Genomic DNA, 13,776 nt, shown 5'->3' on the forward strand with positions numbered 1-13,776 from the left:
CACACCGATAGAATCGAACCGGCGCACAACTCTGCCTCGGTGGGGATATTGCGCTCGGGCTGTGCGTCCGCAACCCGTCATCACTGTTCAGGAGCGCGTTCGTTGACTTCCTTGTCCTCTGCCCAGACTGCGCTCGCTGGACTCGCCGAGGTCGCCCTCGCAGATGCCGCGTTCACTCCGGTGATCGAATCCATCGGATCGGCCGCCTTGGACATCGTGGCTCCGAAGCCGGCTCGGCCGTTCATCGCCGCTGCACTCGCCGCTCGCACGCCGGTGCTGCTGGTGACAGCCACCGGTCGTGAAGCCGACGATCTGACTTCGGAACTCACCGAGATGCTCGGTGGAGGAGTGGCGCAGTTTCCGTCGTGGGAAACATTGCCGCACGAGCGACTGTCGCCGAGCGCGGATACCGTTGGGCGACGGGTGGAGGTACTGCGCAGACTCGCCAGGCCAGACGACGCCTCGTACGGATCGCCTCTTCGGGTGATCGTCACCACGGTGCGCTCCCTCGTTCAGCCGATGGCGCCAGGCCTGGGCGAGATAGAACCGATCACGTTGCGCGTCGGCACCGAGATCGATTTCGATTCCGTTCTGGTTCGTCTGGTTGAGATGGCGTACAGCCGGGTCGACATGGTGGGAAAGCGTGGTGAGTTCGCGGTCCGTGGTGGCATTCTCGACTTGTTCTCGCCCACGGCGGATCATCCGGTCCGTATCGAATTCTGGGGTGACGAGGTATCCGAGCTTCGGTACTTCTCAGTTGCCGATCAGCGTTCGCTAGCGGACGTCGACGTCGATTCCGTGATCGCGCCGCCGTGTCGTGAACTGATTCTGACAGCTGATGTTCGTGATCGAGCTGCGGCACTCGCTGCTGAGAACCAGGCTGACGCGTCGTTGGTCGAGATGCTGGACAAGATCTCGGCAGGTATCCCCGTCGAGGGGATGGAAGCTCTGCTCCCGGTTCTCAAACCCGGTGAACTGCAGCTACTTTCCGATGTACTTCCCGAAGGGGCGCACATTCTTCTGTGTGATCCGGAAAAGGTGCGCACCCGCGCCACCGACCTGGTGCGCACCGGCCAGGAATTCTTGGAAGCATCGTGGACGGCGGCGTCGATCGGCGGCGCTGCACCGCTCGACACGTCGATCCTCAACGGCGGAGGAGTCGATCTCGGTGCCTCCGCGTACCGGTCGCTTCGTCATGTTCGCGAATCTGCCGAAGCTGCCGGCCGACCCTGGTGGACAGTCAGCCCGCTGGCGTCGGGAAACGGTGAAGAACTCGAACTCCCGGTGCATGCGGCACCGCAGGTGCGCGGTTCCGACGACCTGTTGGCCGAGCTGTTCGTCAGCCTTCGGGCGCACGTGAGCACGGGCGGTCGCGCGGCGATCGTGGTGGCAGGTGCCGGAACCGCAAGCCGCGTCGTGGAGCGACTCGGTGAAGCCGAAGTGCCCGCCAAGATGCTCGATGCCGGCGCTACCCCCGCCCGTGGACAGGTCGCGGTGCTCCGCGGATCACTGCATGACGGACTGGTACTCGCCGGCGACGACTCGACGCCTGGGATGGTGATCGTCACCGAGTCCGATCTGACCGGCAACCGCGTTGCTGCGGTCGGCGACGGAAAGCGCTTGCCGGCCAAGCGCCGCAATCAGGTTGATCCCCTCGCGCTGTCGGCAGGGGACATGGTCGTGCATGATCAGCACGGTATCGGCCGGTTCGTCGAAATGGTCGAACGCACCATCGGTGGGGCGCGTCGTGAATACCTGGTCATCGAATACGCGCCGAGCAAGCGCGGTCACCCGGGCGATCGTCTGTTCGTCCCGATGGAATCGCTCGATCAACTCTCCCGATACGTCGGTGGGGAGTTGCCGGCGCTGAGCAAGCTCGGTGGATCCGACTGGGCAAACACCAAGCGTAAGGCCCGCAAGGCAGTTCGTGAGATCGCGGGCGAGCTGGTTCAGCTCTACGCAGCGCGTCAGGCTGCTCCCGGGCATGCGTTCGGCCCGGACACACCGTGGCAGAAGGAACTCGAAGACGCATTCGCGTTCACCGAGACGATCGACCAGTTGACCGTTATCAGTGAGGTCAAGGCCGACATGGAGAAGCCGGTTCCGATGGACCGGGTGGTCATCGGTGACGTCGGGTACGGCAAGACGGAGATCGCCGTCCGCGCCGCGTTCAAGGCAGTGCAGGACGGCAAGCAAGTGGCGGTGCTGGTGCCGACGACTCTGCTTGCACAGCAACATCTTCAGACCTTCACCGAACGAATGGCGTCGTTCCCGGTGAAGGTGCGAGGGCTGTCCCGGTTCACCGACGCCAAGGACTCGAAGGAAATCATCGCCGGCATGGCGGAAGGTGAGATCGACATCGTCGTCGGTACTCACAGGTTGCTGCAGACCGGTATTCGCTGGAAGGACCTCGGGCTTGTGATCGTCGACGAGGAACAGCGATTCGGAGTCGAGCACAAGGAACACATCAAGGCGTTACGCACCCACGTCGACGTCCTGACGATGTCGGCTACCCCGATTCCTCGTACTCTCGAGATGAGCATGGCCGGGATCCGCGAGATGTCCACGATCCTCACACCGCCGGAAGAACGTCATCCGATCCTCACGTACGTCGGCGCGTATGCGGACAAGCAGGTTGCCGCGGCCATCCGGCGTGAACTTCTGCGCGACGGCCAGGTCTTCTACGTACACAACCGTGTCAGCTCGATCGACAAGGCAGCCAAGAAGATCCGTGAACTCGTCCCGGAGGCTCGCGTCGTCGTCGCGCACGGTCAGATGAACGAGGACACTCTCGAAAAGACCGTGCAAGGATTCTGGGAACGCGACTTCGACGTGTTGGTCTGTACCACGATTATCGAAACCGGTCTGGACATCTCGAACGCGAACACACTGATCGTCGAACGTGCGGATTCGCTGGGCCTCTCGCAGTTGCATCAGCTTCGCGGACGCGTCGGGCGTAGTCGTGAACGTGGATACGCATATTTCCTGTACCCGGCCGAAAAGCCTTTGACGGAAACGGCATACGACCGACTGGCAACGATTTCGCAGAATTCGGACCTCGGCGCTGGTATGGCAGTCGCGATGAAGGACCTTGAAATCCGTGGAGCCGGAAACGTTCTGGGCGCAGAGCAGTCCGGCCACGTCGCCGGGGTCGGGTTCGATCTGTACGTCAGGCTGGTCGGTGAGGCGGTCGAAGCCTTCCGGGCTGCAGCCGACGGCAAACCGATCACCATGGACGAGGGCACGAAGGAAGTCCGGATCGACCTACCGGTGGACGCACACATCCCGCCCGACTACGTCACCAGTGACAGGCTCAGGTTGGAGGGGTACCGCAAGCTCGCTGCGGCAACTGATTCCGACGGCATCGCTGCCGTAGTCGAAGAACTGGTCGATCGCTACGGCCCACTGCCCGAAGAGGTTCGACGGCTGATCTCGGTGGCCAAGCTTCGACTGCTCTGCCGCGAGTATCAACTGGAGGAAGTCGCCGTCACCGGAACTCAGCTCAAGATCTCGCCTATGTCACTGCCCGATTCCAAACAGATCAGGCTCAAGAGGATCTATCCGAGCGCGCAGTACCGGGCAACGACCGGGCTCGTGCAACTCCCGCTGCCTCGCACCGGCGGAGTCGGCTCGGATCGCCTGCGGGACGTCGAATTGCTCCAGTACATCGCGGACTTCATCCTGGCGATTGACGGGCGCGCCGCCGGTGCCGTCCTGGTCGAGGCGTGAGCACACGGTGAACGAATCGCCCGTCGTCGTACTGCTCGATCCTTTGCGGCCGCATGTCTTTCCGCTGGAGGCGCTCCCGTTCCTGTCCGGCGCGATCGATATCGACCCGGACGTCCCCGACTCGGTACGCGGCGCACTGCCGGCCACGACACCCGGCGCCGCGGTGACTGTGATGATGGACACCGCCGAGCCGAAGATCGCGGCGTTGTCTGCCGCTGGGGTAAAGATGATTCGCGCCGAACCCATTCACGGCGATCGACTGGTGGAAGCGGCGTCGATCATGGACCGGTTGTGGAATCGCGGCGGTTGGGAGTCGACCCAGACGCACGAGAGCCTCTCCGTTTACCTCGTCGAGGAGACCTACGAGGTACTCGACGCGATTCGAAGCGACGACGAGAGCGATCTTCGGGAGGAACTCGGAGACCTGTTGCTTCAGGTGTTGTTCCACTCGCGGATCGCTCAAGCACACGGTGTTTTCGAATTGGACGACGTGGCCGGCGCATTGATCGCGAAACTCGTGCACCGCAGCCCGCACCTGGTCAGTTCCGGGGCGGTCGACATCGCTGAGCAAGAGCGGGCGTGGGACGCTTTGAAGGCTGCCGAGAAGGCTCGCGCGTCATCCATGGACGGCATCGCTCGGTCGCAGCCGCCGTTGCTCCTCGCCGAAAAAGTACTGAGCAGGGCCGCCAAAGCTGGTGTGATCGAAAGCGCCGATGAAGCTGATCTGGAAGCTCTGATCGAGCAGTGCCGACGCGCCGACACTGCACTCCTGGGCGCCCTGGACATGCTGATCGCCGACATTCGGATTCGTGAGGGAAGACGTCTCGAAGACGTGGAGGATTAGCCCACTTTGACGTAATTGCCCGGTAATCACCTGGCAATCGGAAAATAGCTTGGGCTTGGTGAGTGCAGTTGAAACAAACCTAAGGTATGTTTACGTACGAAATGAGCAACACTGGGTCGTTTTCTTGCATGAATTGGCCTTTGATCGGCGGTTATGTAGGGGGGTCCGATGACGGTTCATTTCTGCACTGCGAGAAGCGAGGTACGGCAACCGGCGGGGTGTTGCCGTACCTGGACGCTCGCGGTGGCTACCGATCAGCGATCCCCCAAGCCGTTCGATCCGCTGACGCCGTTCGTATGACAAGAAAGACTGATGGCAAATGAGCGTTCATGCTGAGGTGGAGAGCCGGTCGGCGGTATCGCAGGATTCCGCTCATGTCGGAACAGACTGGCGCCGGGCATACCGGAAGCGGATCGCAGTGAGCGATTCGATCACGGTCCTGTTCGTGATCGCACTCGCTCAGATCGGCAGTATGTGGCCGCATCCCATCGAGTGGCTGACACCACTTAAAGTGATCGCGTCTGCAGCGTTGGGCGGACTGTGGATGATCGCCCTCGCACGGGGGCGTAGCCGTCATCAGGCGATGCTGGGCGAGGGCAGTGACGAGTACGAGAAGGTACTGCTCGCTACCGGCCAGGTCTTCGGAGTAGGCGCATTGGCCGGGATCATTCTGGGCGTGGGAATTGCGCGAAGCTACCTCATGATCGCACTGCCCGTCGGACTCGCTGCGCTGCTTCTCGGACGTTACCTCTGGCGACGCGACATTCGAAGGAAGCGTGCGATCGGGGATTGCCGTAACTCGGTGCTGTTGGTCGGTGGACATGCGTCCGTCGTTGCTACTACGCGTGCCTTCGTGCGGGAATCCTCGGCAGGCTACGACGTTGTGGGAGCGTGCATTCCGCGTCGGGCGACCGCGTTGGACGATCACATCGTTGTCGACGGAGCAGCAGTCCCGGTAATGGGCAACGAGTTCGAGGTAGTCGAGGCGATGCGCGCAAGTGGCGCAGACACCGTCATCGTAACCGGGACCGAAGACCTCGGACAGGTGGGCATTCGCAAACTGATGTGGGACCTCGAAGCCGAGGGCGTCGACATGGTGGTTTCACCGGTCGTGGCCGATGTGTCGAAGGCTCGCTTGATGTTTCGCCCTGCGGCGGGACTCCCGTTGATTCACGTTGCGCGGCCGCGCTACCAGGGCGCGAACCGGCTTGCGCCCGCTGTTTTCGACGCGGTGTTCTCGATGCTGATGATCCTCCTCGTGGCGCCGGTCATGCTCGCCGCTGCCGCTGCAGTCAAGTTCACGTCGAAAGGCCCGGTGTTCTACAAGGCGGAACGCATCGGCCTCAACGGGAAACCGTTCCCCATGTTCAAGTTTCGTACCATGGTGGAAGGCGCCGATCAGCAGGTTGTCGATCTGATGGGGGACAACGAAGGCGCCGGAGGTGTGTTGTTCAAGATGCGTGAGGATCCACGAATCACGTCCGTCGGCAAGATCCTTCGTCGATTGAGTATCGACGAGCTACCGCAGTTCTTCAACGTCATTCGCGGAGAGATGAGCGTTGTCGGCCCGCGGCCGCCATTGCGTCGCGAGGTCGAGATGTACGACGACGAGGTTGCCCGGCGCCTGCTGGTCAAGCCTGGCATCACCGGTCTCTGGCAGGTAAGTGGTCGCAGTGATCTCTCGTGGGAAGAATCTGTTCGACTGGACTCTTCCTACGTGGAGAATTGGTCTATCCTGCAAAATCTTTCGATCATTACTCGTACCGTCTCAGCGGTCGCGAAAAGCGACGGAGCGTACTGACTACGCGGTTGGTGCCGGCGCGGATATCCGCGCCGGGCACCAACCTGTCAGCTGTCGAGCTCAACAATGCGAGAACAGATTCTTGACGTAGCCGGCAGTTTGGTAAACGTAGTTGAATGTCCACGTCCCGATCGAGAGTTCCGGACGGCTTGCGACCATGACCAGTTCTCCTTGATAACACTGCGAAATGATGTGCCGCGCCCGCGAGATATGAGGAACGAACGTCACGACGATGACAGTCTTCCATCCGTTGGCATTAGCCATTCTCTCGATTTCGAACCCCTCGCCCTCGGTGGTGGACGGTGACGGGACGATACAGTCGACAGGGAAGTCGAACGTACCCTCGCAGATCGACCGCATCTTCTTGTCGTTGTCGCCGTAAGGATTCGAGAAGATCAGGCGTGGTGCGTAACCGTCTTTCATCAGTTGGATTCCGACCTCCTCGCGTCCGTCGTGTGCTCCGCCGAGGACAACGATAGCGTCAGCACTTCGTGGTGCATCGATCTTGGGTGAGACGAAGACGGGCCAACCCGCTGCCGCACCAAGGGCGAGGAGTGATAGAGGTATGCCCGCAATCTTCAAGGCCGATTTGATCTGTTTGATGGCCCCACAATACCTGGACCCAGGAGACGACGATGACCGGATGGCAACCACTTCGGACGGTGGCGGGGTTGACCGCCTTACGGGATGCCTATGGGCAGAACATGTCTGGACTCGTACCTGAGACCGGTGTGTATCTCGCCGACGACGGTTGGTGGATCGCTCTCACGGGTGCACCCGATCCCAGCTACAACCTTGCATTGGTCCATGGGGGTGATGTGCGGAAAAACACGGTCGCCGTTGTGGAACGAGTGCTCGCAGAGCGACTGCGCACCGTTGTCATGCTCGCCGGGGCCGGTCTGGATGCCGCGACCGTCCTCGCGGATGCAGGGTGGGTGTGCGTCGGTTCGAGTTCGCTGCGCGCGCTACCGAATTCTCCGTCAGCGCCGGATGCCGCGGTGCGGATCCTGGAAGATGGCGACCTGCGTTCAGCACGACAACTTGCGGAGGATGTTTTCGGTATCGATCGCGAATCTGCGACTCTGGTGTATCAGGAGGCGGCCCCCGACCGACCAAGTGAGCGTTCAGTCGTCGGCCTGTTCGAACTCGACACGCTGCAGACCGCAGCGATGCTGTCGTTCGGTAAGCCCATCAGCACTGTGTGGGCGGCCGGAACCAGGGCGCAAGGACAGCGGCGCGGACATGGGTTACGGGTCCTTCGGCAAGTGTCGGCAGCCGCATTCGAGGCTGTCGGCGACGGCGCCGTGTGTGGTCTCGCCAGCGCTGCCGGCAATGCTCTGTACGACGCGAGCGGAGCCGAAATCGTCGAGTACTGGCAGATGTGGTCGCGACCGCGATGGCTACTTGGTAGCTGACATCAGCCGTCAGGTATGTTTGTGTGCGTTCGGCAAACTTTTGGTTTCTTTCAGCTACGCTTCAACGCGCGATCCAATCGGGGGTACTCAAGATGGCAGATTCGAGTACCAGGGATGCGGCGATACGTCGCGAACTCGGCGTTCCGCCCACTTTCGACCTGGTGAGGCATGCACGAAACCTTGCAAGAGTGTTCTTCCCCGCTCTTGTCATCGCATTGCTCGTCGGTGGGATTGTCTACGCTGTGCGGGGAAGCGCGACACCGGTGTATCAATCCGACATCGTCGCGGAGGTTCAGTCTGCCTCTCAGATCGTCGTGACGGACGCGAACCTCGGCCAGTTGGTTGCCCCCTATGTCGCGCTGGCCACCGATAGCGATGTGGTTGCCGCCATCCACGACCAGTTGAATAACGGGTGGACGACAGCGGATGTCTCAAGCCACATCTCGGTGACGCCCGGTACTTCTCCGGCATTGGTATTCGTCAAGGCGACTGCCTTCAGTCAGGCTGACGCGGACGCGCTGGCACGAATAGTCGTCGCCACCTTGAGCGACGCGCAGGCACGACGCAATGCAGACACGCTGGATCGTCGTACCCGAGTTCTCACCGACGACATCGCTCGATTGAACGGGGACTTGGACGCAGCGCGGCGAGAAAGCTCGGACGAATACGAGACACCCGCCGACGATCCGACTATCAAGGCGGATCTCGACGCGAGGCTGGAGCAGTTGCGCCAGTTGAGATCGACCGTATCCGGTTCCGACCGACTGCAGTTGCTTTCCGCCCCCGCGGGAACGGGTCTGCCGGTTGCGCCGAAGCCACTCGTCGAGTCGGCGGTTGCGTTCTTGGTGGTCCTCATTCTCGCTGCCGAAATCCTCTCTGCCTGCCGGGGTCGATTCAGTTCGCGAGTGACCGACGCGTGGGCACGTCGAACGGCCCGGAAATACGGAGCCTCACTACTCCTGCAGCACTCCGAAGCCGCTGAGTTTCCGCCGAACCTCGCGCTGACGATATGCCAGCGTGCAAGTCTCGGTGATCATGTCCTGGTGCTTTCGGGTGACGGCGTCCTCTCCACATCATGGGATGTTCCTGCGCACGTGCGATCCGGGGTCTCCCGATATTCGCTGAAGTCGGACTGGTGGCGCCGATTTGACTCCAATGGAACCGGGTTTGCCCTGGTTGTTGTCTCCGCACAGCACGCCAACCAACGGGAGATCGTCGAATGCCTCAGGGCTTTGGCCGAAGTCGATGTTGCGCGAACACTGGTACTCGTGGGTCCGTCTGCTCCCGAGCCTCTCCTCGACGTACTTACCCTCGCGGTGCTGCGTCGCAGACGCAGGCCCGCAAGTTCAGTGAAACTGGCGGCCGAGCCGACCAACTCGGCCACGAACTCACAGGCCCCGTCCGACAGCGCCTGGGTGAAGTCCGGTGCGCCGCGGCTGAACGAGCCTTCCGTTGCCGTGCCGTACGGAATGGATACTTCCGCCCTGGATTCGAGGAGGGATCGCGCCAGCCTGGTGGATGCGAAAACGGTCAGTATTGCGAAGAAGAACCTGCCGAAGGCTATGCCCAAGCCGAGCGCAGGGGTCGAGCTCGAAGAGCCGCAGATCGTGCAGGCTGTTGATGTCGAGGGCGCCGGAGTCGAGGCGTCCGCAGTGGAGATTTCCGGAGCGGAGTCGACCAGCAATGATGCAACTGGTGTCAAGGCGTCCGGGGAAGCCGACGGCATCGACTCCGAAGCCTCGACCGAACGAATTATGCTGACCTCCAAAGATATAGCGGAAATTCGAAAGAGGAGGCAAAGAACTCGCGTGAGCCTTATACGTTCGGATTCAGCAGACGGACAGTCGGAATCCTGAAGGACCGGGCTTTCACTAGATCTTGGGTGTGCTGCACCCTCCAACTGCCTGTTTCACCGCTGCGAGTGCGGGTTTCGGAGTGTAATTGATCGTGACCAGACCGAAGTTCTGTTCGATATCCGAAGTGTTGGTTCCGCGATCACGCATGCTGTAGATGAAAATGCGCTCGATGTAACCGAGCACCTTTGCTTGCGCGAATCCATCCGAGATGATGTTGGCCTGTAATTGCGGGCTGACGGCGGTCGGGCCTGTACCTGTCGGAGCTCCGAATTCGGTTGCCCAGACTTTCTTTCCGCTGTCCCCGTTCTGCACCATCGATTCTCGCATCAGTCGGATCCTGTAGAAAGTGTTCCAATTCTGGGTGGACGAATCCGAAGGTAGCGCAGGCCAACTGTACGGATGGATCGAAAAGACATCGAATGAAGACTTTGCTCCTGCCGCGTACATACCCTTGAGATATGTGACCGGTGAGATGTCGGATCCGTTGTCGACGGCCGGTGCCAAACCGCCGTTGAGAATCTTTGCACCCGGTTGTACCGCACGGATACTTTCAGATGCGGCTTTCAGGAGTGCAGTGTATGTGTTCACATTCGGCTTGGGGCGGAAGAATTGTGTCAGGTTCGGTTCGTTCCAAATCTCCCAAGTGCTGATTCTGTTCGAGTACCGTTGTGCTGCTTGTTGTGCAAACTTGGCAAACGCGGCCGGATCGGATGGATACCCGTGGGTATCGTTGACCCCGGCGACGCGAGCCCAAGCCGGCGTGTACGTAACGATTCCCAAGACGCTCAATCCTTGGAGACGTGCTCGATCGACGACGCGGTCCGTTGCGCTCCAATTCTGTTGGCCCTTGGTTGATTCGACGGCGGACCAATCGACGTCGAACCTGAGCCAGGTCGCGCCGGCATTCTTCATTGCGGTCAGTTCTGCATCGAGATCATTCTGAGAGAGACCGTTGAGTGGGGCGCCCGCGGCGATCCCTAAACCAACGGAACTGCACGTCGAGTTCGGGGTTGGGGTTGTTGTTGGAACTGGACTCGGTGCACACGCGCTCAATGACCCGACAGTCAACAGGGCGCAGGCGAGGGACAATCGAAGTCGACTCACGCCGACCACCTTCTTTCCACAGTGACTCGAAACCGGTGCGGAACAGACAAGTTGGAAGCCGAACTAGATGACCAATCCGACAAATCAAAGAATTGCATGAATTGGGTCACTTGGCACCAGTCTCGAAGTCGGTTCTGCAGTACTTCCGTCCGGTTGGGTGCTACTGCGAAATGCGCCGGTTGGTATTGTCCGATTTTCTCGGTGACTGTGGTCGAAAATGATCAATAGTTCAGAGGCATCCTCCAGTTTCGTTTGCATCTTGCAACACGGCCATTGCGGGCTTCGGTTCGAAGTCGAGATCCAGAAGGCCAAAGTTTTGTTCGCGATCACCGGGATCGGAGCCGCGGTCCTGGAGACTGTAAACGAAGACCTTCTGAACGAACCCGAGGCTACGCGCTTCGTTGAATCCGTCACGCAGTATCTCGGCTTGCATCGACGGGGTCACAGCGTCGAGACCAGTTCCTGTTGGTGCCCCGAATTCGGTCGCCCAAATAGATTTGGTCGAGTCGCCGTTTGCAACCATTGTGTCGTGCATCAGCCGCATTCGATAGAAAGAGTTCCAGTTTCGAGTCAACGGGTCCGAGGGCAGTGCCGGGTAGGTGTACGGATGCATTCCGACAACGTCGAAGTGTTGTCCAGCTCCATATTCGTAGATGTTCGCGAGGAACGTCGTGGGGCTTATGTCAGCGCCGTTGTCAGTTGCGGGGGACAAGCCACCGGAGACAATTGTTGCGCCCGGTTGCACTGCCTCGATTGCTACGCTCGATGCGGCGAGCAGCTTCGAGTAATACTCAGGATCCGGCGTCGGATTGAAGAATGTTTGGAGATTGGGCTCGTTCCAGATCTCCCATGACGAAATGGAATTCGAGTAGCGGGCAGCGGCAAGCGCCGCGAACCTACCGAACGCGTCCGGGTCGGCCGGACGGGTATGCGTGTCAGGACTCGTCGCTGCCGGATCTCTTGCCCAGGCAGGCGTGTAGGTGATGAGACCGAGAATCTCGAGCCCGGAAGATTTCGCGATGTCCACGAGGCGATCGGTTCCGGACCAATCGAAGGTGCCCTCGGTACTTTCGATGGCGGACCAGTCGATGTCGAATCTGACCCAGTGCGAACCCGATGATCGAATAGCTTCCACCGTTCGATCCATTTCGGCGTCACTCATTGCGGTATAGCCGGAACCAAGTGCGATGCCAGTATTGTCTGACGAAGGTTGAACTGCGCAAGGTTCGCCGGTTGCGGTAATCGAAGAATGGACTACCAATCCGACAATCAACAAGACCACTGCGACTGCGGCGACTCGACGTGCCTTAGCCATCGATGAGCTCCTTCAGCAGAGCCGGAAGATTCTTCTGGATGTCATATCGGTCCTCTACCTTCCGCCGGCCGATGCGTGACAATTCGGATCGTGCACTCCCGTCCTCCAACAGTCTCGTTATCTCGGCTGCGAGTTCTACTGAATCAGATGGCTCGACGAGCGATCCGGCGCCGTCCCCCAGCAGCTCGCTGGTGCCGCCGAGATCGGTTCCGACGACTGGCACTCCGATGCTCATTGCTTCGAGTGCCACGAGTGGGCCGGCTTCGGGAGAGGTGCTCGCAGAAATCGCGATGTCCCATCCTTTGATAGTTGCCAGTGAATCGACATATCCGAGAAATGTGACGCGACCCGCCAGATCCGGCTGCTGTGCGCGTTCACGAAGTACTTGTGCGTACATTTCATCGCCCGGGAACGGAAGTCCGGCGATTTCGAGTTGGACGTCTACTGTGCGGGCGATGGCATCCATCAACACCAAGTGGCCTTTCCACGGCGTCAGTGACCCGATGATTCCGACAACTCGGCGTGCCGGTGATCGAACTTCCGTTACCTCAGGGGGAACTACAACACCAAGTCGTGACACCGAGGTGGGAATTCCCAGCGAAAGAACAGGAAGCGATGTCGGTCCGGAGACGGCGACTGCTCGTCGGATCCCGGGTTTTGCAATCCGTACGACGATTCGTTGTTTTGTGCTCGAGAGAGTGTCGTGGACAAGCCACGTTGCACGTTGCGGTACGCGGCCGAGCCTGATCACCGGCAATGCGAACAGTGAGTTGACTATCACGGTCGAGCTGGCCGACTGAGGCCGAGACGCAATGATGCGCCCGGCAATTCGCCAATTCTTTGCAACTTCGAGAATCGCCAGGACGCGTGCCAGACCCCCTTCGCCTCTGAGCGACAGGGTTGGTAGCGTGACCGTTTCGAAGTCGACTGACGCGCGTGCGCGATCCCTCAGCGGCCCTTCCGGACAAGCCAACATTACCGTGAAACCCTGCTCGTGTGCCAAACGCATCAGCTGGAGCATGACCAGTTCGGCGCCGGAGATCTCTCCAGTGTGGCTGACGAAAATGATCGTTCGTGTCATTTTACTTCCCTGTCGGGTTTACCATTGCGAGTGGCGACTTCCCGCCCGCGAGCGATACAAGTGCATAGATTCCGACTGTCCCAAGTGGAGCGAGAACCGAAACGACTGGCCATGGCACGCCCAACCTTTCGACGCAGATCGTTCCTGCTACTGTGACCACCGCGCAGAGGGCGACGGCCGCTCCGAGCGGGAGCATCGGAAACATTCTGTGAACCGGCAGACTTTGCCGCACTACAACCCAAATTGCAACGAAAAGAAGCAGTTCGGTCGATACGGTCGCAACTGCCGCTCCGTTGAATGACATTCGAGGAATCAACACGATGTTGACCACGATATTGAAGAGTAAGCCGCCCAATGCAATCCACGGATATATTCGATGCCGGCCGCTCGCAACCAGGATCATCAACCCCAACTGGGTGAGCATCGAGAAGCATGCGCCAAGCACCAACAGTCGCGTCGAGGTCCCTGCAATTGCGAACCGCTCTCCGTACAGAAAGGTGAGCACTCTGAATCGCCCTGGGTTCGGTGGAGACTTCTGGCCTTGGAAACGAGGATGGAAGCATGCCGAATGAACGGGTGTCAGGGAGGCCGACGATGCGGCGGTATTCGCCGGAGGAGAAGGCCGGTGCGG

The 13,776-nt window shown here is 60.2% G+C and carries 10 protein-coding genes; 5 read left to right on the forward strand and 5 right to left on the reverse strand.

The genetic code is table 11. The features are described from left to right. The first annotated feature begins 102 nt into the window (after positions 1-102). From mfd to ATN37_RS03630, 3 genes are all read left to right on the forward strand, one after another. On the forward strand, positions 103-3,729 hold the full coding sequence (gene mfd, locus ATN37_RS03620; protein WP_003946285.1) for a transcription-repair coupling factor: 3,627 nt from the start codon (positions 103-105) through the stop codon (positions 3,727-3,729). A 7-nt stretch (positions 3,730-3,736) separates the two neighbouring features. Beyond that, the gene (locus ATN37_RS03625) at positions 3,737-4,573 is read left to right on the forward strand and encodes a MazG family protein (RefSeq protein ID WP_030536281.1); all 837 of its coding nucleotides are present in this window, start codon (positions 3,737-3,739) and stop codon (positions 4,571-4,573) included. 319 nt (positions 4,574-4,892) lie between these two features. Beyond that, a complete protein-coding gene (locus ATN37_RS03630; RefSeq protein WP_125051702.1) occupies positions 4,893-6,374 on the forward strand; it encodes a sugar transferase in 1,482 nt (493 codons plus the stop codon). 60 nt (positions 6,375-6,434) lie between these two features. Here ATN37_RS03630 and ATN37_RS03635 read toward each other — a convergent pair whose 3' ends face one another. Further along, positions 6,435-6,956: a YdcF family protein gene (locus ATN37_RS03635; protein ID WP_256933122.1), complete on the reverse strand. Its 522-nt coding sequence runs from the start codon at positions 6,954-6,956 to the stop codon at positions 6,435-6,437. A gap of 53 nt (positions 6,957-7,009) precedes the next feature. On the opposite strand from ATN37_RS03635, the gene ATN37_RS03640 reads away from it, so the two are divergent. Both ATN37_RS03640 and ATN37_RS03645 read left to right on the forward strand, forming a co-directional pair. Continuing rightward, the gene (locus ATN37_RS03640) at positions 7,010-7,789 is read left to right on the forward strand and encodes an N-acetyltransferase (protein WP_125051698.1); all 780 of its coding nucleotides are present in this window, start codon (positions 7,010-7,012) and stop codon (positions 7,787-7,789) included. Positions 7,790-7,881: 92 nt separating this feature from the next. Continuing rightward, complete coding sequence (locus tag ATN37_RS03645) at positions 7,882-9,645, forward strand: hypothetical protein (protein ID WP_218694762.1); 1,764 nt, start codon at positions 7,882-7,884, stop codon at positions 9,643-9,645. Between the two features lie 15 nt (positions 9,646-9,660). On the opposite strand, the gene ATN37_RS03650 is transcribed toward ATN37_RS03645, so the two are convergent. The 4 genes from ATN37_RS03650 to ATN37_RS32350 all read right to left on the reverse strand — a co-directional run bounded on the left by ATN37_RS03650 (position 9,661) and on the right by ATN37_RS32350 (position 13,569). Then, the gene (locus ATN37_RS03650) at positions 9,661-10,758 is read right to left on the reverse strand and encodes a cellulase family glycosylhydrolase (protein WP_180279614.1); all 1,098 of its coding nucleotides are present in this window, start codon (positions 10,756-10,758) and stop codon (positions 9,661-9,663) included. Positions 10,759-10,978: 220 nt separating this feature from the next. Next, positions 10,979-12,064 (reverse strand): beta-xylosidase, encoded by a 1,086-nt coding sequence (locus ATN37_RS03655; protein WP_054826095.1) that lies wholly within the window; start codon positions 12,062-12,064, stop codon positions 10,979-10,981. After that, complete coding sequence (locus tag ATN37_RS03660; protein WP_218694763.1) at positions 12,057-13,145, reverse strand: glycosyltransferase family 4 protein; 1,089 nt, start codon at positions 13,143-13,145, stop codon at positions 12,057-12,059. The genes ATN37_RS03655 and ATN37_RS03660 overlap by 8 nt, the downstream gene beginning before the upstream one ends. A gap of 1 nt (position 13,146) precedes the next feature. Beyond that, positions 13,147-13,569 (reverse strand): polysaccharide biosynthesis C-terminal domain-containing protein, encoded by a 423-nt coding sequence (locus tag ATN37_RS32350; RefSeq protein WP_306300742.1) that lies wholly within the window; start codon positions 13,567-13,569, stop codon positions 13,147-13,149. Positions 13,570-13,776: the final 207 nt, after the last annotated feature.

This window comes from Rhodococcus sp. MH15 (assembly GCF_019266045.1).
Lineage (GTDB): Bacteria > Actinomycetota > Actinomycetes > Mycobacteriales > Mycobacteriaceae > Rhodococcus_F > Rhodococcus_F qingshengii.

What these genes read in the sequence shown, in the direction of transcription:
- ATN37_RS32350 (WP_306300742.1), bottom strand. Translation starts at nt 13,569, where the DNA reads ATGCTCACCCAGTTGGGGTTGATGATCCTGGTTGCGAGCGGCCGGCAT.
- ATN37_RS03640 (WP_125051698.1), top strand. Translation starts at nt 7,010, where the DNA reads ATGACCGGATGGCAACCACTTCGGACGGTGGCGGGGTTGACCGCCTTA.
- ATN37_RS03630 (WP_125051702.1), top strand. Translation starts at nt 4,893, where the DNA reads ATGAGCGTTCATGCTGAGGTGGAGAGCCGGTCGGCGGTATCGCAGGAT.
- ATN37_RS03645 (WP_218694762.1), top strand. Translation starts at nt 7,882, where the DNA reads ATGGCAGATTCGAGTACCAGGGATGCGGCGATACGTCGCGAACTCGGC.
- ATN37_RS03660 (WP_218694763.1), bottom strand. Translation starts at nt 13,145, where the DNA reads ATGACACGAACGATCATTTTCGTCAGCCACACTGGAGAGATCTCCGGC.
- ATN37_RS03655 (WP_054826095.1), bottom strand. Translation starts at nt 12,064, where the DNA reads ATGGCTAAGGCACGTCGAGTCGCCGCAGTCGCAGTGGTCTTGTTGATT.